The sequence below is a fragment of the Streptomyces sp. NPDC031426 genome, assembly GCF_055581585.1.
Map to the genome: position 1 here is coordinate 77687 of NZ_JBVIJE010000018.1, position 20357 is coordinate 98043.

Sequence of the window (20357 nt, forward strand, 5' to 3'; positions counted from 1 at the left end):
CGGCACCGGGATCATCGCTGACGCCCGGTGCCGCTGCATCCGGGGCGGTGGGTTCAGACCTCCCGCCGCGCCCCCGCCGACGGCACTGCCTCGAAGACCCGGGGGGCCGTGAAGCCCGCCGCTGCGAAGGCTTCTTCGATCGCCTTGGTGAGGGTGTCGACGTCCGTGGCCTCCGCCAGGACGATCGCCGAGCCGCCGAAGCCGCCGCCGGTCATGCGGGCGCCGAGCGCGCCGTTCGCCAGGGCCGTGTCGACGACCAGGTCCAGCTCGGGGCAAGAGATGCGGAAGTCGTCGCGCAGGGAGGCGTGGCCCTCGGTGAGGACCGGGCCGATGGCGCGGGTCTCACCGGCGCGGAGCAGGCCGACGACCCGCTCGACCCGGTGGTCCTCCGTCACCACATGGCGGACCAGGCGGACGACCTCCTCCTCGTCGCCCAGGCGGGCGAGCGCCGCGTCCAGCTCGGCGTAGGGGACGTCCCGCAGGGCGTCGACGCCGAGCAGGGCCGCGCCCTTCTCGCAGCCGGCCCGCCGCTTGCCGTACTCGCCGCCGCTGTGGGCGTGCTTGACCCGGGTGTCCACGACCAGCAGGCGCAGGCCCTCGGCCGCGAGGTCGAAGGGGATCTGCTGCTGGGACAGGTCGCGGGTGTCCAGGAAGAGCGCATGGCCCTGCTCGCAGCAGGCCGACGCGGTCTGGTCCATGATGCCGGTCGGCGCACCGACGTAGACGTTCTCGGCGCGCTGGCACAGCCGGGCCAGCTTCCAGCCCGGAAGGCCCAGGTCGTAGAGGTCGCGCAGCGCGAGCGCGATCACCACCTCCAGGGCCGCCGAGGAGGACAGGCCGGCGCCGGTCGGGACCGTCGAGGACAGGTGGACGTCCGCGCCGGTCACACCGTGGCCCGCCTCGCGCAGCGCCCAGACCACGCCCGCCGGGTACGCCGTCCAGTCGTCGTCGCTCTGCGGGGCCAGGGCGTCCAGCCGCAGCTCCCTGACGCCGCCCTCGACGTCCGCCGAGTGCAGGCGCAGGACGCCGTCGGTGCGGCGGGAGACCGCCGCGATCGCCCGGTGCGGCAGCGCGAACGGCATCACGAAGCCGTCGTTGTAGTCGGTGTGCTCGCCGATGAGGTTGACGCGGCCGGGTGCCGCCCACACGCCCTCCGGCGCGGCCCCGTACAGCTCGGCGAAGCGCTCCGCGACCTGCTGTGCCCCCACTAGTGCTCCTTCGTGATGCTCTGCGTGAACTCCCACGCATCCGCGACGATGCCCGCGAGATCCGCGCGGGTCGGGTTCCAGCCCAGCTTCTCGCGCGCCGTGTCCGCCGAGGCGACCAGGACGGCCGGGTCGCCGCCGCGGCGCGGGGCCACGATCTCGCGGATCGGGCGGCCGGTGACCTGCCGGACCGTCTCGATGACCTCGCGGACGGAGAAGCCCTCGCCGTTGCCGAGGTTGCAGATGAGGTGCTCGCCCGGCTGCGCGGCCGCCAGGGCCAGCAGGTGGGCCTCGGCCAGGTCCGCGACGTGGATGTAGTCGCGGACGCAGGTGCCGTCCGGGGTCGGGTAGTCGTCGCCGTAGACGGAGATCGCGTCGCGGCGGCCCTGGGCGACCTGGAGGACCAGCGGGATCAGGTGGGACTCGGGGTCGTGGCGCTCGCCGTGCGCGCCGTAGGCGCCGGCCACGTTGAAGTAGCGCAGGGAGACCGCCGCCAGACCGTGGGCGCCGGCCTCGCTGGTGATCATGTGGTCGACGGCCAGCTTGGAGGCGCCGTAGGGGTTGGTCGGCCTGGTCGGCGCGGTCTCCACGATCGGGACCTGCTCCGGCTCGCCGTAGGTGGCCGCCGTGGAGGAGAAGACGAGCTTGCGCACGCCCGCCTCGCGCATCGCGCCGAGCAGCGCCATGGAGCCAGCGACGTTGTTGTCCCAGTACTTCTCCGGCTTCACCACCGACTCGCCGACCTGCGAGGACGCGGCGAAGTGCAGCACGCCGTCGTAGGAGGGGTCGAGCCACTTGGCGGCGTCGCGGATGTCGCCCTCGACGAAGGCCGCCCCGGCCGGGACGCCCTCGCGGAAGCCGGTGGAGAGGTTGTCGAGGACGGTGACCTCGTGGCCGGCCTCCAGCAGATGCTGGGCCACGACACTGCCGACGTAACCCGCGCCACCCGTCACCAGGTACTTCATGAACTCGCTACCTCTCGCAGTCGCTCGGCCGCGCGCTCCGGCGGCACGTCGTTGATGAACACGCTCATGCCGGACTCGGAACCCGCGAGAAACTTCAGCTTGCCGGAAGTGCGGCGGATGGTGAAAAGCTCGAGGTGGAGCGCGAAGTCGTCCCGCGTGACCCCCTCGAACTCCTCCAGCGCGCCGAACGGGGCCTGGTGCCAGGCCGCGATGTAGGGCGTGGGAGGTTCCCCCTCGCCGAAGATTCGGTCGAAGCGCCTCAAGAGTTCCAGATAGACCTGGGGGAATTCTGTGCGCGCCGCCTCGTCGAGGGCGAGCAGATCGGGCACGCGGCGCTTGGGGTACAGGTGTACCTCGTACGGCCAGTGCGCCGCGTACGGCACGAAGGCCGCCCAGTGTTCACCCTCGAGGACGACCCGTTCCTCGGCGAGCTCCCGCTCCAGGACGGTGTCGAAGAGGTTCTCGCCGCCGGTCGCCTCCTTGTGCGAGGCGAGCGAGCGGAGCATCAGCCCGGTGCGCGGGGTGGTGAAGGGGTAGGCGTAGATCTGTCCGTGCGGGTGCTGGAGGGTCACGCCGATCTCGGCACCGCGGTTCTCGAAACAGAACACCTGCTCGACGGAGGGCAGATGCGACAGCTCCGACGTTCGGTCCGTCCACGCGTCCAGCACCAGCCGGGCCTGTTCGACGCTCAGGCCGGCGAAGGAGGCGTCGTGGTCGGAGGTGAAGCAGACGACCTCGCAGCGGCCGGAGCCGCCGGCGAGGGAGGGGAAGCGGTTCTCGAAGACGACGACGTCGTACGACGAGTCCGGGACCTCGCTGAGCCGGTCGCCCCGCGTGGGGCACAGGGGGCACTCGTTCGCCGGCGGGTGGTAGGTGCGGCCCTGCCGGTGGGAGGCGACGGCGACCGAGTCGCCGAGCAGCACGTCACGGCGGATCTCGGAGGTCGTATGGGTCCGCTCCAGCGGGCGGCGGTCGACGGCGTCCCGCACGGTGTCGTCCCGCAGGTCGTAGTAGATGAGCTCACGACCGTCGGCCAGCCGTGTCGAGGTCTTCTTCAACGCCGGACTCCTCTACGTCCCGCACCCAATCACTCAACACAATCAAACATAACAGACCACAACTCGACAACAGTGGGGACGATCACAATCAAACAAAGGACACCAACAGAAGTGTTCAATTTCTGAACGCGGAGGCGTAGGTTCCGCTCTGGATCAGTTCGCGCAACGAAGCGAGTACTCATGCAAACCCCCACAGACAGCCCCCTGTATATGGCGGCGGCGCTACGGCTCCCCACGAACTGGCTGGACTACACGATCCTGGTGATCTACTTCGTCGTCGTGCTCGGCATCGGCTTCGCGGCCCGCCGCTCGGTGAAGACCAGCCTGGACTTCTTCCTCTCCGGACGCTCGCTGCCCGCCTGGATCACCGGCCTCGCCTTCATCTCGGCGAACCTGGCGGCCACCGAGATCCTGGGCATGGCCGCGAACAGCGCCCAGTACGGCGCGTACACCGTGCACTGGTACTGGATCGGCGCCATCCCGGCGATGGTCTTCCTGGGCCTGGTGATGATGCCGTTCTACTACGGCAGCAAGGTCCGCTCGGTCCCCGAGTTCCTGCTGCTGCGCTTCGACCGGGCCGCCCACCTGCTCAGTTCGATCCTGTTCGCGTTCGCCGCGATCCTGATCGCGGGGGTCAACCTGTACGCCCTCGCGATCGTCGTCGAGGCCCTGCTCGGCTGGCCGCAGTGGGTCGCGATCGTGGTCGCCGGCGCGTTCGTGCTCGCGTACATCACCCTCGGCGGCCTGTCCTCGGCGATCTACAACGAGGTCCTGCAGTTCTTCGTGATCCTGGCCGCCCTCATCCCGATCACCGTCCTCGGCCTGAAGAAGGCCGGCGGCTGGAGCGGGCTGACCCACAAGCTCACCGCGACGCACGGCGCGAACTTCAGCACCGCCTGGGGCGGCACCGGCATCGGTCATGTCAACCCGCTCGGCGCGAACTGGCTGACCATCGTCCTCGGCCTCGGCTTCGTCCTCTCCTTCGGCTACTGGACGACCAACTTCGCCGAGGTGCAGCGCGCCCTGTCCGCGAAGAACCTCTCCGCGGGGCAGCGGACCCCGCTGATCGCCGCCTACCCGAAGATCTTCATCGTCTTCCTGGTGATGATCCCGGGCCTGGTCGCCGCCGCGCTCATCCCCAAGTTCGGCACCGCCGGCTCCGGTTACCAGTACAACGACGCCATCCCGTACCTGATGCAGGAACTGCTGCCCAACGGCGTGCTCGGCATCGCCGTCACCGGTCTGCTCGCCGCCTTCATGGCCGGCATGGCGGCCAACGTGTCGTCCTTCAACACCGTGTTCACCAACGACATCTGGGCGAAGTACGCGATGCGCGGCCGCGAGGACGCCTACTACGTCCGGTTCGGCCGCCTGATCACCGTGATCGGCGTCCTCGCCTCCATCGGCACGGCGTTCCTGGCCTCCTCGTTCTCGAACATCATGGCCTACCTGCAGACGCTGTTCTCCTTCTTCAACGTGCCGATGTTCGTCGTGTTCATCGTCGGCATGTTCTGGAAGCGGGCGTCCGCCAAGGCCGGCTTCTGGGGCCTGCTCGCGGGCACCGTGACCGCGATGATCAACTACTTCGTCTTCTACAAGAAGGGGATCATCTCCATCCCCTCCGACCAGGGCGCCAACTTCGTCTCCGCGATCGCGGGCTTCGTCGCCGGCGCGGTCGTGATGGTCGCGGTGTCCCTGTTCACCAGTCCGAAGCCGGCGCAGGAGCTGCAGGGCCTGGTCTACGGCACCCGCTCCCCCGGCATGTCCGAACCGCCCGCACCGGGCGACGAGGCCTGGTACCGCCGGCCGGCCCTGCTGGGCTGGGGCGCGGTCGTGCTCGCCGCCGTCTGCTACATCCCGTTCTCGTTCTGACGCGGGAGGATCGAGGAAACCATGTCCGAACACCCCGAGCACCCTGACCGTCGCCACCACTACACCGAGGACGAGGTGGCGCGGGAAGTCACCGAGCTGGAGGGCAAGTCCGCGACGGCCGCCCGCATCTTCGACCTGCGCCGCATCATCGGCGGCCTGTTCGTGCTGTACGGCGTCATCGTCACGATCACCGGTATCACCGACTCCCAGGCCGCCATCGACAAGGCCCAGGGCGTCAACATCAACCTGTGGACCGGGATCGGCATGCTCCTGCTGGGCATCTTCTTCCTGGCCTGGCTGAAGCTCCGCCCGACTCCACCGCCGGTTCCTCCGGAGGGCCTGCCGGAGGAGACGCGGGGGGACTGAAGCGCCGTTCCCGTGTGCGGGTGCGTGGGGGCTGGTCGCGCAGTTCCCCGCGCCCCTGCGGGGCGCACCCGGCCGGCACCGGCGCAGGGCGCCTATTCCGTACTGGAACCCAACGGTCCCGCCCGGTCCAGCAACCCTGTGCGCGCGGCCAACGCCGCCGCTTCCAATCGCGACCCGACGCCCAGCTTCATCAGCACCCGCTGGACATGGGTGCGGGCCGTGCTCGGCGCGATGCCCATCCCCGCCGCGATCAGCCGGGTGTCCTCCCCGTCGGCCACCCGCACCAGCACCTCCACCTCCCGCGGCGTCAGCATCGACAGCAGCCGCTGGGCCTCGTCATCGGGCTGCGCCGCCGGGTTGAGCAGCTCCCCGAACGCCCCCTGCAGCAACTGGGGAGCCACCGCCGCCTCCCCGGCCCGCGCCTTCATGATCGCCCGCTCGACGCCCTCGATCCGCTCGTCGTGCCGCACGTACCCCGACGCCCCCGCCGCGAACGCCGCCGCGATCCCCCGCGGCGACGGCACCGGGCCGAGCACCACCACCGCCACCTGCGGCCGCTCCCGCTTGACCTTCACCACCGGGTCGAAGACACCCGGTTCGGCCGGCGCCGCCGTACCCAGCAGGCACACCTCCGGCGCCCGCGCGATCACCAGGTCCGCCGCGCCCGCGGCCGGCGCCGCCGCGGCGAGCACCCGGTGCCCGCGCAGCTTGAGCGCCGACGCGAGCGCCTCCGCGAGCAGGCGATGGTCGTCGACGACCATGAGCCGCACTCCCATAGAGCAACCCCCCAGTCCCCCCCATGGATGCCCCACTATGGACGCCCACCGGTCCGCACGGACAGAGGGCCCCCCGGCTCCTCGTCCTTCATGCCCCCGGAAGCTACACGCTTGTTCGACGGAGCGCTGCCCCTATTCATGAGAAGTGCCCCGGATCGATGAAATCCGGGGCACTTCTCGGTAAGTCACCCATTCGGGCGAGACCGCCGCGGTGGCCGCGCGGCGGGTCGTACGGCGTCAGCCGCCCGTGCCGAACGCCAGCACCAGGTCCTCCTCGCCGATCGACGATTCGCCCTTCCGGCGGGCGAAGACCTGCGCCATGTACAGGCGGCCGTCACGGAAGAGGAGCTCCCCGCTGTCGGGCAGGATGTTGCTCTCCGCCTCCCGCACGTTCTTCACGGCGGGGTTCTCCAGCAGCTTGGTCGCCTTGAAGCTGCCGCCGTCGATGCTGACGATCTGACCGCCCTTCTGGTACGTCGGCGGCTTGTAGGCGAGCAGATTGCTCCCGTCCATGCGCAGCGGGGAGAGCGTGGTGTCGTCTCCGGCATCGGCGCGCTGGCCCGTCGGCTTTCCGGTGGTCAGGTCGAAGGCGACGATCGAGTTGGTCCGGCTGAGGCCGGAGGAGCCGTCGTGCTCCGCGGTCGGCAGATACAGCTTGCCGTTGCCGACGACGATCCCGTGGCAGTCCTCGACGCGGGTGATGCCCTCGCACTTGCCGGCGTAGGTGCTGGACGGCGCGGAGATGTGCGCGAGCAGCCTGCCAGTCCTGTCGTCGATGGAGAAGTAGTCCGTGATCGCGGTGCTGTCGCCCGCGGCGGCCGCGACCACCAGCGGGTCGGTGGAGACGACGGAGGCTTCGTCGAGGCCCGGGTCCATCTTGTACTCCGAGATCACCTTCCCCGTCTTCGGGTCGAGGGTCTGGATGTCCACCTGGGCGTTGTCGGACCCTCCGCAGCTGCGCACCGCGACCAGCTTGGCACCGCCGCCGTACCCCGCGTCGTAGCAGTCGTCGCCCGGCTTCGGCAGCCACAGCGGCTTGCCGGAGTCGATGTCGAAGGCGGCACCGCCGCTGGTGTCGCCGACCGCGACCGTGCGCTGACCAACCGTCACATTCTGGTAACTGACCGGGTAGTCACCGGACTTGACCGTCTGCGTCCACAGCTTTTTCCCGGCGTCGAGATCGAGGGCGGCGATCTGCGTACATCCGGCGAAGCTGTTCTTCGTGTCCGTCCTGGGCTCGTAGGTGATCGCGGTCCTGCCGTCCGACGTGACCTGCTTGCTGGCCGCGCAGACCGGGCCGGGCAGCTTGATCGTCCACAGCTTGGTGCCCTTGACCGGGTCGTAGCCGACGATCTCGGCGACGCCGCTCTTGGCGTACACCTTGTCGGTCAGCCATGCGCCCACGGTGCTCACCACGTCGTCCGTGGTGGGCAGCGGGACCTGGAACAGCACCTTGGCCGCGGGATCGGCCGGCACCTTCTCCTTGCCGCCGCCCGTGGTCCCGCCGCTGCCGTTCTTGCCGCCCGTGCCGCCGCTCGACGAGGCGGTGCCGTGCTGCCTGCCGTCGCCGCCGGAGTTGGCGTACCAGATGCCGCCGCCGACGATCAGCGCGATCGCGACGACCGCCGCGACGACGATGAACAGCACCGTGTTGTTCCGCCCGCCGCCGCCCTGCACGGGCTGCGGCGGCATCGGGGCCGGCGGCTGGCCCGGATAGCCGTAACCCGGCTGCGCGTACGGGTTCTGCGGCTGGCTCCCGTAGGGAGCGGAGGGCGGCTGCCCGTAGGCCGGGGACTGCCGGCCGTAAGGGTTCTGCTGCGCGCCGGGGTAGCCGTAACCGGGCTGCGGCGGCTGCGGGGCGGACGCCGCTTGCGGGTAGCCGTAGCCGGGCGGCGGCTGCGGCGGCTGCGGGGCGGATGCCGCCTGCGGGTAGCCGTAGCCGGGCTGCGGCTGCGGAGGCTGCTGTGGCGGTTGGTTCGGGCTCGGGGGGCCGAAACCGGCCTGCTGCGGGGGCTGGTTGGGCGGCGGAGGGGGCGGCTGGGTCATGGGACGGGTACCTCGGTGAGGCCGAAGCGGCCGGACGGCGAAGGGATTCGGTGGGGACGGCGCAGAGGCCGGAACTGGCGGGCCGGGACCGGGAGCGCCCGGTACGGCGGCTCAGTTGCCGAAGGCCATGATCAGCTTCTCCTTCGTCTGGTCGCCGCCGGACAGCCGGCCGTTGGAGATGAAGAACCGCCCGTCGGCCCAGTCCACGACGGACTCGAAGAAGGTGTCCTCGATCTCGGCGGTGCCCTGCGGGTTCTGCAGCAGCCTGGTGGTGCTGTGGGAGGAGCCGGTGGTCGGGATCGACACCACCTGGCCGCCCGTGTCGTACGACGGCTGCACATAGGCGACGAGCTTGCCGCTCTCGGCCTTCAGCGGGTACATCGGCTCGGCGGCCGGGGACTTGACCCGCCACTTCGCCTTGCCGGTGACGAGGCTGATGGCGACGATCTCGTTGGCGCTGCTCGTGGTGTCCGTCGGCAGGTACAGCGTGTCGGCGTCGACCACGACACCCTGACAGCCCTGCAGATCCCGGTTGAGGAAGCCGCAGCGGGGGGCGAACTTCTCATCGACCGTCACCTGGGAGCGGATCTTGCCGTCCTTGGTGAACGTGGAGATGTTCCAGGCCTTCTTGTCCGGGTTGGTCAGGTACACCACGAGCGGGTCCAGGGAGTACACCTTGGTCACCTGCCAGCCCTTCTTGACCGGCAGGCTCCACTTGACCCTGCCGGTGGCCGGGTCCAGTTCCTGGATCTCGTCGTGCTCGTTGGGGGCGTACGCGGCGCAGCCGGACGCCTGGATCAGCCGGCCGGCGCCGCCCGCGTACGCGCTCGGATAGCAGGACCCGCCGTACTTCCCCTTGTCGTACAGCTTCTTGCCGCTGTCGATGTCGTACGCCGTGCCCGACTCCCCGCGGCCCACCATCAGCGTTTTGCCGCTGACGGAGAGGTTGATCTCGACCGCGTTGTCGAACAGCGCGCCGTCGGAGACCTTGCCGCTCCAGCCCTTCCGGCCGGTGTTCAGGTCGATCTGCTGCAGCTGGTTGCACTCGGTCTTGTCGCCGGTGCCACTCTCGTAGGCCACGACGACCTTGTCGTCAGTGGACTTCTGCGGGGTGATCGCGCAGATCTTCTGCGGGAGGGTGATCGGGGACCAGGCGGGCCTGCCGTCGCCGACGCCGTAGCCGAAGACCTGCTTGTACGCCGCCTTCACCACGGTCGTGCCGGTGACCCACAGGCCGGGCGCGTCGGCACCCGAACCGGGCGCGTCCGGCGCCGACTTGTACCAGAGCACCTTCGCCTCACCGGCCTTCCGGCCCGCGTTGAGGTTCTCCGGGTCGTCACCGCCGCTCGACGGGTTCGGCGAGCCGGAGCCGGACGGCTCGGGGCCGTCGCTCTGCTGGGCGACCGGCTTCTTCTTACCGCCCTTGTCCCCGCCGCTCGTGACCGCGTACACCGTGCCGCCTATGAGGAGCAGCGCGGCCACCGCGGCACCGATGATCAGCGCGGTCTTCCCCCTGGGCCGCCCCCCGGGCGCGGCACCGGGCGCACCCGGGTACGGCGGCTGCTGCGGCCGCACGAACCCGGGCTGGGGCGCCGCCCCGTAGGGCCCCGGTTGCTGCGGATAGCCGTAGGGGCCCGGGGTGCCGGGTGGGGTGGGGGCGCCGTACGGTCCCGGCTGCTGGGCGCCGTACGGTCCCGGCTGCTGGGGATAGCCGTAACCCGGCTGGGGCGGCTGCGGCGGGACGGCGGGCGGCTGGGCCGGCGGCGGGGGCGGGGGCGTGGGAGGCACGCCGGGTGCGCCGGGCGTACCGGGTACGCCCTGGGGGGCGCCCGGGGTGTTGTACGGGGCGCTCGGGGCGCCGAAACCGCCCGGGGCCGGTGGCGTCTGCGGGGCGCCGAATCCGCCGCCCTGCGGCGGCTGGTCCTGCGGCGCTCCGAATCCACCCTGCGGCGGCTGGTTGGGCGGCTGGGTCATCAGCGCTCTTCCCCCTCGTTCACTGATTTTTCGCCACGCCCTGAGGTTCTTGACGGACCCTGGGTCGTTACTCAGACGGTTCTCAGACGGCCCTTTGTATCACCCGGCACCGACAGCACACGGGCCCGGATCCGCCGCTGTTCCCAAGGGACGACCGGCCCGTGATGCCGCCGTTACGCGCCTTCACGCCCCCTTCACGCGGCGCACGCAACGGCCCCGCGCGCCGGGGGCGGGCGGGGCGGTTGGGGGGTGGGGTGGTGAAGTGGGGGTGCGCGCTGGCTGGTTCACGCCAGGGCGCACCCCTCGCACTACGCGTCCTCCGCCAACTCCAGCCAGCGAAGTTCCAGTTCCTCGCGTTCGCCGGTGAGGTCGCGCAGTTGGGCGTCCAGGCCGGCGACCTTGGCGAAGTCGGTGGCGTTGTCGGCGATCTGGGCGTGCAGCCTGGACTCCTTCTCGGAGATCTTGTCCAACTGGCGCTCGATCTTCTGGAGTTCCTTCTTGGCGGCGCGCTGGTCGGCGGCGCTCTTCTCGGCCGTGGCCGGCTTGGGCACCGCGGCGGCGGCCTGCGCGGCGACCGCCTCCTCCATGCGCCGGCGCCGCTCCAGGTACTCGTCGATGCCGCGCGGCAGCATCCGGAGGGTGCCGTCACCGAGCAGGGCGAAGACCCGGTCCGTGGTGCGCTCGACGAAGAAGCGGTCGTGGGAGATGACGATCATCGAGCCGGGCCAGCCGTCGAGGATGTCCTCCAGCTGTGTAAGGGTCTCGATGTCGAGGTCGTTGGTGGGCTCGTCCAGGAAGAGGACGTTGGGCTCGTCCATGAGGAGCCGCAGCAGCTGGAGCCGCCGGCGCTCACCGCCCGACAGGTCCCCCACCGGCGTCCACTGCTTCTCCTTGCCGAAGCCGAACGTCTCGCACAGCTGCCCGGCGGTCATCTCGCGCCCCTTGCCGAGGTCGACGCGCTCGCGGACCCGCTGCACGGCCTCCAGGACCCGCCAGGTCGGGTCGAGTTCGGCGACCTCCTGGGAGAGGTAGGCGAGCTTGACGGTCCTGCCGACGGCGATCCGGCCGCCCGCCGGCTGTTCCTCGCCTCCGGTGCGGGCGGCGTCGGCCATGGCACGCAGCAGCGAGGTCTTGCCGGCGCCGTTCACGCCGACGAGACCGATCCGGTCGCCCGGTCCGAGCTGCCAGGTGACGTGCTTGAGCAGCACCTTCGGCCCGGCCTGCACGGTGACGTCCTCGAGGTCGAAGACGGTCTTGCCGAGCCGCGAGGAGGCGAACTTCATCAGCTCGCTGCTGTCCCGGGGCGGCGGCACGTCCGCGATCAGCTCGTTGGCGGCCTCCACGCGGAAGCGCGGCTTGGACGTACGGGCGGGGGCGCCGCGCCGCAGCCAGGCCAGCTCCTTGCGGATCAGGTTCTGCCGCTTGGCCTCCTCGGTGGCCGCGATCCGCTCGCGCTCGGCGCGTGCGAAGACGTAGTCGGAGTAGCCGCCCTCGTACTCGTGCACAGCGCCGCGCTGCACGTCCCACATCCGGGTGCAGACCTGGTCCAGGAACCAGCGGTCGTGGGTCACGCACACCAGCGCCGAGCGGCGGCTCTGCAGGTGCTTCGCGAGCCAGGCGATGCCCTCGACGTCGAGGTGGTTGGTGGGCTCGTCGAGGACGAGGAGGTCCTGTTCCTCGATGAGCAGCTTGGCGAGTCCGATCCGGCGCCGCTCGCCACCGGACAGCGGTCCGATGACCGTGTCGAGCCCCTTGGGGAAGCCGGGCAGGTCGAGCCCGCCGAACAGCCCGGCCAGCACGTCCCTGACCTTGGCGTTCCCGGCCCACTCGTGGTCGGCCATGTCACCGATGACCTCGTGGCGGACGGTGGCGGCGGGGTCGAGGGAGTCGTGCTGCGTGAGCACGCCGAGCCGCAGCCCGCCGGAGTGCGTGACGCGCCCGGTGTCGGTCTCCTCCACCTTGGCGAGCATCCGGATGAGGGTGGTCTTGCCGTCGCCGTTGCGTCCGACGACCCCGATCCGGTCCCCTTCCGACACGCCGAGCGAGACGCCGTCCAGCAGTGCACGGGTGCCGTACACCTTGCTGACGTTCTCGACATTGACGAGGTTGACGGCCATTTCACTCCTGTGCGCGGGGCTGTGTCGGCGTGCGGCTCCGCCGCATGGGTCAGCCTTCTAGCGTAGGGCCTCGGGAGGTGGGGACGGACTGCGAGGGGATGGTCACTCTTTGTGGTGACGCGATCCCTCGTCCGCGGACCGTCCCGCACTCCGTCGCGGTGGACGTCGACACCCTCCGAGCCCCGCCGTCAGAGAACCGTCGCCCCCGCCACCGGCCCCGCCGCGGTCCGCACCGATCTGCACGTGCCGGACGCCCGCAGCACCGCCGCCACCTTCTCCGCCGACCCGGCATCACGCGCGAGGAACGCCGTCGTAGGCCCGGACCCGGAGACCAGCGCGGCCGGCGCGCCCGCCCCGCGCCCCGCCTCCAGGGTGTCCGCCAGCTCCGGGAACAGGGACAGGGCCGGGGGCTGAAGGTCGTTGGAGACGGAAGCCGCCAGCGCCTCCACGTCGCCCTTCGCCAGCGCCTCCAGCAGGTCCGCCGAGGCCACCGGCTCGGGGATCTCCCGCCCCTGTGCCAGCCGGTCGAACTCGCGGAAGACGGCCGGGGTGGACAGCCCGCGCCCGGCCATCGCGAACACCCAGTGGAAGGTGCCGCCGACCTCCAGTGCGGTCAGTCGCTCGCCCCGGCCGACGCCGAGTGCGGCGCCGCCGACCAGGCTGAACGGGACATCGCTCCCCAACTCGGCGCAGATGGCGAGCAGTTCGGCCCGCGAAGCCCCCGTGCCCCACAGTGTGTTGCAGGCGAGCAGCGCGCCCGCGCCGTCCGCGCTGCCGCCCGCCATGCCACCGGCGACCGGGATGTCCTTGGCGATGTGGATGTGGACGTTCGGTTCGATGCCCCGGCGCGCGGCCAGCGCGATCGCGGCGCGTGCGGCGAGATTCGTGCGGTCCAGGGGGACCTCGGCGGCGTCCGGGCCCGCGCAGGTGATCCGGAGTTCCTCCGCCGGGGTCACCGTCACCTCGTCGTACAGGCCGACCGCGAGGAAGACGTTGGCGAGGTCGTGGAAGCCGTCGGGGCGCGCGGCACCGACCGCGAGCTGGACGTTGACCTTGGCCGGGACCCGTACCGTGACGCTCACTTGCCGGACTCCTTGTGCTCGGCGATCCGCGCGAACTCCTCCACCGTCAGCGACTCCCCGCGCGCCTGCGGCGAGACCCCGGCCGCGACCAGCGCTGCCTCGGCCGCGGCGGCGGACCCGGCCCAGCCGGCGAGCGCCGCCCGCAGGGTCTTGCGACGCTGCGCGAAGGCCGCGTCGACGACCGCGAAGACCTCCCTCCTGGAGGCCGTCGTCTTGATCGGCTCGGCCCGGCGGACCAGCGAGACCAAGCCGCTGTCGACGTTCGGCGCGGGCCAGAAGACGTTACGGCCGATCGCCCCGGCCCGCTTCACCTCGGCGTACCAGTTGGCCTTCACCGACGGCACGCCGTACACCTTCGAGCCGGGTGCGGCGGCGAGGCGGTCGGCGACCTCGGACTGCACCATGACGAGGGTGCGCTCGATGCTCGGGAAGGTGTCGAGCATGTGCAGCAGCACGGGTACGGCGACGTTGTAGGGCAGGTTCGCCACCAGCGCGGTCGGCGGGGGGCCGGGCAGTTCGGTGACGTGCATCGCGTCGGAGTGGACGAGCGCGAACCGGTCGGCGCGCGCCGGCATGCGCGCCCCGATGGTCGTGGGCAGGGCCGCGGCGAGCACGTCGTCGATCTCGACCGCGGTGACCCGGTCGGCGACCTCCAGCAGCGCGAGCGTGAGGGAGCCGAGCCCCGGGCCGACCTCGACAACCACGTCGTCGGGGCGGACCTCGGCGGTGCGGACGATACGGCGGACCGTGTTGGCGTCGATCACGAAGTTCTGGCCGCGCTGCTTGGTGGGTCGGACACCGAGCGCTGCCGCCAGCTCACGGATGTCGGCGGGGCCGAGGAGGGCGTCGGGGGTGGGGCTGCTCACGGGACAAGGGTACGGGGGTCTGCCCGACCGGTTCGCCAGGTGCCCGGCGCCGCGAGCGCCCCGAAGGGGGGGCTGACCATGCAACCGCGCCCCGCAGCGGGGCTAACCGTGCAGCCGTCTCCCGCAGTGCGGCCAAGGCGCCGACCCCCGCCGCCGGTACAGCTTCTTCGCGCGGAAGGTCTGTTCCGCCGCCGAGGCGTCCTGGGGGCGGCCGGAGCCGCCGAGGCTGTGCCAGGTGTGGGCGTCGAACTGGTAGAGGCCCCCGTAGGTGCCGGAGGGGTCGACCGCGTCCGGGCGCCCGCCGGACTCGCAGGCGGCCAGACGGTGCCAGTTGAGGTCGTCGCCGCCGTCCGCGAAGGCCGGCAGGGGCTTGGTGCCCACCTTCACGATCTGTTTGCGCGGCTCGCGCACCACCTCGGAGGTCTCCCGGTGCGGTCTGTCGCGGACCCCGTTGACGGTGCGCAGGAGGTAGGTGTCGCGGCGCAGGCCGGGCTGCCCGGGCTGCGCGACGACCTCGGTGCCCTTGAAGAGGGTGGGGTCCTCGGTCCGCTCGGTCTCGAACGGGATCTGCTCCTCGCGGACCTCCCGCATGCCGCTGATCCGGAGCACGGTCACCGTCTGCCCGTCCCGGGGGAAGCTGTCGGGCGGGACGGAGGTGGTGTCCTGGCCGTTCAGGCCGATCCCGGCCTCCTCGACGGCCTCGCGGACGGTGGCCGCGTTGGTGCGGATGGACCGGGTCCGGCCGTCGGCCATGATCGTGACGGCGCGCTCGGTGCGCACGTCGAGCGCGAGCCCGGAGCGTCCGATGGGCTGGGAGCGCGAGGCGGACAGGTACGCACCCTCCGCACGCACCCCCAGCTCGTCCAGCGCCCCTTCCACGGTGTGCGCCGTCGTCCACACCTCGCGCCGCGTGCCGTCCAGAGTGAGCCGGACGGGGCGCCCGTAGCGCACGGCGACGGCGTCTCCGCTGCTGAGCGCCGTGCCGGGGGCGGGCGCGACCATGTCGTGCACCCCCACGCGCACGCCCTGCTCGGTGAGCAGCTCGTGCACGTCGTCGGCGAAGGTGTGCAGGGTGCGCGGCCGGCCGTCGACGGTCAGCTCGATCGCCTTGTCCTGGGCGACGAACGCGGTGGTGCCGCCGGCGAGGAAGGCCACGACCAGCGCCTGCGGCAGCAGACGGCGCACGGCGGACTCGTGGCGCTCGGCGCAACGGGACCTGCGCCGGCGTCCGGCATCCCCGTCCACGCCCTCGGGTGGTCCGGGGTCCTCCGCGTGCACCGGCTCGGGCACGCTCACCACCTGGCGGGACGGCACCGGCTCGGTGACGAAGTAGGCCTGCGCCTCGTAAGCGGGCCGGTAGGTGTCCCGGTACAGCCCACAGGGCAGCGTCTCCGCGTTGTGCACGGAGGTGTCATGGCCGTACGGCTCGTACGTCTCGTACTGCGACTTGCTCACGCCGACACGCTCCAGAGATGCCAGAGGGGTCCGGATCGGGCCCCCAGAACCTAGCGGAGCGGTCGTCACTCTCCAAAGCGACGCGACTACGCACTGTTGCCCGTCGAGCGTGCGCCCAGCACTCGAACGCGGACTCGGCGGACCGCGGAACTCAGTAGCCGAAGGCGCGGGCGGTGCTGGCGGCGAGGGCCGTGGCCAGCGCGTCCTCGTCGATGCCGCGCACGGCGGCCATCGCGCGCACGGTCACCGGGATCAGATACGGCGCGTTGGGGCGCCCGCGGTACGGCGCCGGGGTCAGGAAGGGCGCGTCGGTCTCCACGAGGACCAGCTCCAGCGGGGCGACGGCGAGGGCGTCCCGCAGGTTCTGGGCGTTCTTGAAGGTGACGTTGCCGGCGAAGGACATGAAGTAGCCCTCGCGGGCGCAGATCTCCGCCATCTCCGCGTCGCCGGAGTAGCAGTGGAAGACGGTGCGCTCGGGGGCGCCCTCCTCCTTCAGGACACGCAGGACGTCGGCGTGCGCCTCCCGGTCGTGGATGACGAGTGCCTTGCCGTGCCGCTTGGCGATCTCGATGTGGGCGCGGAAGGACCGCTCCTGCGCCGCCTTGCCCCCCGGGCCGGTGCGGAAGTGGTCCAGCCCCGTCTCGCCGACGCCCTTCACCTGGGGCAGCGCGGCGAGCCGGTCGATCTCGGCGAGGGCCTCGTCGAGCGCCGTCTCGCCGCCCGGCTCCCGGGCGCCCTGCCGCGACCAGCCGTCGGGGTCGCCGTGGACGATGCGCGGGGCCTCGTTGGGGTGGAGGGCGACGGTGGCGTGGACGCTGTCGTGGGCGGCGGCGATCTCGGCGGCCCACTGCGAGCCCTTGATGTCGCAGCCGACCTGGACGACGGTCGTCACCCCCACCGACGCGGCCTTCGCGAGGCCCTCCTCGACCGTGCCGGACTGCATGTCGAGGTGGGTGTGCGAGTCGGCGACCGGAACCCGCAGCGGCGGCGGAAGCGGCGGTGCGGCGTTCTTGTCGCCCTTGGAGGTCTGGCCGGCGTTCGAAGGCATGCCCCGATCCTACGAAAGGGCCATGCCGGCACCGTCCGGTGATCCGCTCAGCCGGCCTTGCGCTGGAACGGGTGCAGAAGATCGGACAGGTGCCAGTGGTGCGGTTCGCGGGGCTCCGCGGGCACCTGAGGGGCCTCGACCGGGCCCGCCTGCGGCACGGCGTGGTGGTGCCCGGCGACCCCGCGCACCGAGGAGACCTGCCCCGCACGCATGATCCGCACGACATGACCGTCGCAGTTGTGGCAGCCGGGCCGGCTCAGCGGCGACGGCACGACCCGGCCGTCGGCCACGTACAGCACGAACTGATGCCCGTCGGCGTCCGTGTGGTGCTCTATCTCGTACGACTGCTCCCAGCCGTGGCCGCATCGCATACAGGCGAACGAGTACGACTCGTGAACGACGGCGGTGGGCGTACCACGGAGGCCGGTCTGCCCTGCGATCTCGCTCATGCCAGCTCCTCTTGTCCGCTGGACAAACGCCCCGCAACGGGGCGTCTCTTCAACCAGTGGACGCCTTCACCAGCGCGAACGCACCAGGGCTGTCGAGTGTTGGCAGCGATTTGAGTCTTCCTTGCAGAAAAGGCCCCGATCGGCGGCGTTTCCCTTTGCCATCGGCGACAGCCCTTTGCCGTCCCATGGCCCGCCCGCTCACCCGAGAACAGCCCTGCTCAGAGGGGTTGTCAGGCAGGCCGGGGGCAGCGCCCCGCAAGGGGCGCGGAGAACTGTGCGACAAGCCACGACGGACCCGCGGTCCGCCGCGAAACCAAAGCCCTCACGGCGCTGCCCGGCCCCGGCTCACCCAGCGGAACGCTTCGCTGCAACTACCGCGTCAAAAACAATCCGCTTCGGCACCCCCGCCTCCACGGCCACCGCCGCGATCGCCTCCTTGCGCCGCTCCCCCGCCTCCTCACGCGCGCGTACCCGCCGTACGAGCTCCTCGTCGTCCAGTTCCTCGGGAGCACGCTCCGGCGCCCCCTCGACCACCACGGTGATCTCCCCGCGGACCCCCTCCGCGGCCCACTCCGCCAGCTCGGCCAGCCGGCCGCGCCGTACCTCCTCGTACGTCTTGGTCAGCTCCCGGCACACGGCGGCCCGCCGGTCCGCGCCGAAGACCTCGGCCATGGCGGCGAGGGTGTCGTCGAGCCGGTGCGGGGCCTCGAAGTAGACCAGCGTGCGCCGCTCTGCCGCGACCTCCCGGAGCCGGGACAGGCGCTCGCCGGCCTTGCGCGGCAGGAAGCCCTCGAAGCAGAAGCGGTCGACGGGCAGCCCGGACAGCGCGAGCGCGGTGAGCACGGCAGACGGCCCCGGAACGGCGGTGACCCGGATGTCCTTCTCCACCGCGGCCGCGACCAGCCGGTAGCCCGGGTCGGAGACGGACGGCATCCCGGCGTCGGTCACGAGCAGCACGCGCGCGCCGCCGAGCAGTTCCTCGACGAGTTCCGGCGTACGGGCGGACTCGTTGCCCTCGAAGTACGACACGACGCGGCCCTTGAGCGTGACGCCGAGGGCCTGGGTGAGCCGGCGCAGCCGCCGGGTGTCCTCGGCGGCGACCACGTCGGCGCCGGCGAGCTCCTCGGCCAGCCGGGGCGGCGCGTCCGCGATGTCGCCGATGGGGGTACCTGCCAGGACAAGGATTCCAGTCACACCCCCATCCTCCCAGCCCCCGGCCCTCGCGCGGCCCGCCCCCGCACCCGGGAGAACGACCACATCCCGACCGGTACCCCACATGCACGGGACGCGCACAGAACGGTTCCCTACCATGGCGCGAGTGACCAGTACCGCGTCCTCCATGGACCTCCGGCAGGGCCAGGCGCCGCACGACCAGCGGCCGTCGTGGCAGCAGCGGCTGCGCCGATTCGGGTACGTACCGGCCAAGGACGCGCCCTCGGGCGACGTACGCGGCCGGCTGGTGCCCCCGTACGCCGAGCCGGGCCCCCGGCTGTGGCAGGTGCTCGGCGTGCCGCCGGTCCTCGCCGAGCGGATCACCCGCTGGTCAGGCTGGGGCGGTCCACTGCTGGTGACGCTGATGGCGGGCCTGATGCGGTTCTGGAACCTGGGCAGCCCGCGTGCGGTGATATTCGACGAGACGTACTACGCCAAGGACGCCTGGGCGCTCGTCCACCGTGGTTTCGAGGTCAACTGGGACAAGAACGCCAACGACCTGGTGCTGCGGACGCACGGCCACCTCGCCATCCCGACGGACGCGGCGTACGTCGTGCATCCGCCGGTCGGCAAGTACGTCATCGGGCTCGGCGAGCTGATGTTCGGGTTCGACCCGTTCGGCTGGCGGTTCATGACGGCGCTGCTCGGGACGCTGAGCGTGCTGCTGCTGTGCCGGATCGGGCGCCGGCTGTTCCGCTCGACGTTCCTCGGCTGCCTGGCGGGCACGCTGATGGCGGTGGACGGCCTGCACTTCGTGATGAGCCGGACCTCGCTGCTCGACGGCGTGCTCATGTTCTTCGTGGTGGCCGCGTTCGGCTGTCTGGTCATCGACCGGGACCGGTCGCGGGAGAGGCTGGCCGCGGCGCTGCCCGTGGCCGCCGACGGCCGGGTCCGCCCGGACTGGCACGTCGCCGACAGGTTCCGTTTCGGCCTGCGCCCATGGCGCTGGATGGCCGGGCTGATGCTGGGCCTGGCCATCGGCACCAAGTGGAACGGCCTGTACATCCTGGCCGCCTTCTGTGTGATGGCGGTGCTGTGGGACGTGGGGGCGCGCAAGACGGCCGGCGCGCGGCACCCGTACACGGCGGCCCTGAAGTACGACACGGGCATCGCCTTCCTGGCGACGGTGCCGGTGGCGATCGCGGTCTATCTGCTCTCCTGGCTCGGCTGGATCCTCTCCCCGGCGGACGGCACCGGCGGCTACTTCCGCAACTGGGCGGCCACCGACGGCAGGGGCGGCAGCTGGACCTTCCTGCCGGACTGGCTGCGCAGCCTGTGGCACTACGAGCACGAGGTGTACAAGTTCCACGTCGGCCTGACCTCCCCGCACACCTACCAGTCCAACCCGTGGAGCTGGATCGTGCTGGGCCGCCCGGTGTCGTACTTCTACGAGTCACCGAACCCCGGCGCCGACGGCTGCCCGGCGGACGCGGGCCAGAAGTGCGCCCGTGAGGTGCTGGCGATCGGCACGCCGCTGCTGTGGTGGGCGGCCTGCTTCGCGATCCTGTACGTGCTGTGGCGGTGGGGGTTCCGCCGCGACTGGCGCGCCGGTGCCATCGCGTGCGGCATCGCGGCGGGGTACCTGCCCTGGTTCCTGTACCAGGAGCGGACGATCTTCCTCTTCTACGCGGTCGTCTTCGTGCCGTTCCTGTGCCTGGCGGTGGCCATGCTGATCGGCGCGATCATCGGCCCACCGGGCTCCTCCGACACCCGCCGAGTGATCGGCGCGTCGGCGGCGGGCGTCCTGGTCCTGCTGATCACCTGGAACTTCATCTACTTCTGGCCGCTGTACACGGGCACGGCGATCCCGATCGACAGCTGGCGGTCGCGGATGTGGTTGGACACCTGGGTCTAGCCGGGCAGGCG

General features: G+C 71.4%; 16 protein-coding genes. 3 read left to right on the forward strand and 13 right to left on the reverse strand.

The features are described from left to right. Positions 1–53: 53 nt before the first annotated feature. Genes galK through galT form a run of 3 tightly spaced genes read right to left on the reverse strand, consistent with a single transcriptional unit; the run spans position 54 to position 3228 of the window. Positions 54–1208, reverse strand: coding sequence for a galactokinase (gene galK / locus ACZ5NH_RS30895; RefSeq protein WP_450984086.1), 1155 nt, complete (start codon positions 1206–1208; stop codon positions 54–56). Further along, entirely contained in the window at positions 1208–2170 is a 963-nt protein-coding gene (gene galE, locus ACZ5NH_RS30900) for a UDP-glucose 4-epimerase GalE (RefSeq protein ID WP_468779845.1), read from the reverse strand. The genes galK and galE overlap by 1 nt, the downstream gene beginning before the upstream one ends. Further along, positions 2167–3228 carry a galactose-1-phosphate uridylyltransferase gene (galT, locus tag ACZ5NH_RS30905; RefSeq protein WP_468779847.1) on the reverse strand — a complete coding sequence of 354 codons (1062 nt, stop codon included), beginning with the start codon at positions 3226–3228 and terminating at the stop codon, positions 2167–2169. Before galT ends, galE begins: the two co-directional genes overlap by 4 nt. A 180-nt stretch (positions 3229–3408) precedes the next feature. Here galT and ACZ5NH_RS30910 point away from each other — a divergent pair, with 180 nt between their 5' ends. Together ACZ5NH_RS30910 and ACZ5NH_RS30915 are read left to right on the forward strand one after the other, a co-directional pair. Further along, positions 3409–5100, forward strand: coding sequence for a sodium:solute symporter family protein (locus tag ACZ5NH_RS30910; protein WP_468779849.1), 1692 nt, complete (start codon positions 3409–3411; stop codon positions 5098–5100). A gap of 21 nt (positions 5101–5121) precedes the next feature. Beyond that, positions 5122–5466, forward strand: a complete 345-nt coding sequence (locus ACZ5NH_RS30915; protein ID WP_468779851.1) for a hypothetical protein — start codon at positions 5122–5124, stop codon at positions 5464–5466. A gap of 92 nt (positions 5467–5558) precedes the next feature. Here the strand turns inward: ACZ5NH_RS30915 and ACZ5NH_RS30920 are convergent, their stop codons facing one another. The 10 genes from ACZ5NH_RS30920 to rsmI form a co-directional block, all read right to left on the reverse strand. Then, positions 5559–6242 carry a helix-turn-helix transcriptional regulator gene (locus tag ACZ5NH_RS30920; protein WP_468779853.1) on the reverse strand — a complete coding sequence of 228 codons (684 nt, stop codon included), beginning with the start codon at positions 6240–6242 and terminating at the stop codon, positions 5559–5561. 237 nt (positions 6243–6479) lie between these two features. Next, on the reverse strand, positions 6480–8288 hold the full coding sequence (locus tag ACZ5NH_RS30925; protein WP_468779855.1) for an outer membrane protein assembly factor BamB family protein: 1809 nt from the start codon (positions 8286–8288) through the stop codon (positions 6480–6482). A 111-nt stretch (positions 8289–8399) separates the two neighbouring features. Further along, positions 8400–10262: an outer membrane protein assembly factor BamB family protein gene (locus ACZ5NH_RS30930; RefSeq protein ID WP_468779857.1), complete on the reverse strand. Its 1863-nt coding sequence runs from the start codon at positions 10260–10262 to the stop codon at positions 8400–8402. 308 nt (positions 10263–10570) lie between these two features. Then, positions 10571–12379 (reverse strand): ABC-F family ATP-binding cassette domain-containing protein, encoded by a 1809-nt coding sequence (locus ACZ5NH_RS30935; protein ID WP_468779859.1) that lies wholly within the window; start codon positions 12377–12379, stop codon positions 10571–10573. Positions 12380–12567: 188 nt separating this feature from the next. Further along, positions 12568–13461 (reverse strand): 4-(cytidine 5'-diphospho)-2-C-methyl-D-erythritol kinase, encoded by an 894-nt coding sequence (locus tag ACZ5NH_RS30940; protein ID WP_468779861.1) that lies wholly within the window; start codon positions 13459–13461, stop codon positions 12568–12570. Beyond that, positions 13458–14327 carry a 16S rRNA (adenine(1518)-N(6)/adenine(1519)-N(6))-dimethyltransferase RsmA gene (gene rsmA / locus ACZ5NH_RS30945; RefSeq protein WP_468779863.1) on the reverse strand — a complete coding sequence of 290 codons (870 nt, stop codon included), beginning with the start codon at positions 14325–14327 and terminating at the stop codon, positions 13458–13460. Before rsmA ends, ACZ5NH_RS30940 begins: the two co-directional genes overlap by 4 nt. Positions 14328–14429: 102 nt before the next feature. Beyond that, positions 14430–15782 (reverse strand): ubiquitin-like domain-containing protein, encoded by a 1353-nt coding sequence (locus tag ACZ5NH_RS30950; RefSeq protein WP_468779865.1) that lies wholly within the window; start codon positions 15780–15782, stop codon positions 14430–14432. A 151-nt stretch (positions 15783–15933) separates the two neighbouring features. Continuing rightward, complete coding sequence (locus tag ACZ5NH_RS30955) at positions 15934–16830, reverse strand: TatD family hydrolase (RefSeq protein ID WP_388632134.1); 897 nt, start codon at positions 16828–16830, stop codon at positions 15934–15936. A gap of 47 nt (positions 16831–16877) precedes the next feature. Continuing rightward, the gene (locus tag ACZ5NH_RS30960; protein ID WP_388632136.1) at positions 16878–17279 is read right to left on the reverse strand and encodes a hypothetical protein; all 402 of its coding nucleotides are present in this window, start codon (positions 17277–17279) and stop codon (positions 16878–16880) included. A gap of 345 nt (positions 17280–17624) precedes the next feature. Then, positions 17625–18473 (reverse strand): 16S rRNA (cytidine(1402)-2'-O)-methyltransferase, encoded by an 849-nt coding sequence (rsmI, locus tag ACZ5NH_RS30965; RefSeq protein ID WP_468779868.1) that lies wholly within the window; start codon positions 18471–18473, stop codon positions 17625–17627. Between the two features lie 124 nt (positions 18474–18597). Between rsmI and ACZ5NH_RS30970 the strand changes: the two genes are divergently transcribed. Then, positions 18598–20346, forward strand: a complete 1749-nt coding sequence (locus ACZ5NH_RS30970; RefSeq protein WP_468779870.1) for a dolichyl-phosphate-mannose--protein mannosyltransferase — start codon at positions 18598–18600, stop codon at positions 20344–20346. Positions 20347–20357: the final 11 nt, after the last annotated feature.

Excerpts from the sequence above, each read along its gene's own strand:
- galE (WP_468779845.1), bottom strand. The coding sequence starts at position 2,170 with ATGAAGTACCTGGTGACGGGTGGCGCGGGTTACGTCGGCAGTGTCGTG.
- ACZ5NH_RS30910 (WP_468779849.1), top strand. The coding sequence starts at position 3,409 with ATGCAAACCCCCACAGACAGCCCCCTGTATATGGCGGCGGCGCTACGG.
- ACZ5NH_RS30915 (WP_468779851.1), top strand. The coding sequence starts at position 5,122 with ATGTCCGAACACCCCGAGCACCCTGACCGTCGCCACCACTACACCGAG.
- ACZ5NH_RS30920 (WP_468779853.1), bottom strand. The coding sequence starts at position 6,242 with ATGGGAGTGCGGCTCATGGTCGTCGACGACCATCGCCTGCTCGCGGAG.
- ACZ5NH_RS30925 (WP_468779855.1), bottom strand. The coding sequence starts at position 8,288 with ATGACCCAGCCGCCCCCTCCGCCGCCCAACCAGCCCCCGCAGCAGGCC.
- ACZ5NH_RS30930 (WP_468779857.1), bottom strand. The coding sequence starts at position 10,262 with ATGACCCAGCCGCCCAACCAGCCGCCGCAGGGTGGATTCGGAGCGCCG.
- ACZ5NH_RS30935 (WP_468779859.1), bottom strand. The coding sequence starts at position 12,379 with ATGGCCGTCAACCTCGTCAATGTCGAGAACGTCAGCAAGGTGTACGGC.
- ACZ5NH_RS30955 (WP_388632134.1), bottom strand. The coding sequence starts at position 16,830 with ATGCCTTCGAACGCCGGCCAGACCTCCAAGGGCGACAAGAACGCCGCA.
- ACZ5NH_RS30960 (WP_388632136.1), bottom strand. The coding sequence starts at position 17,279 with ATGAGCGAGATCGCAGGGCAGACCGGCCTCCGTGGTACGCCCACCGCC.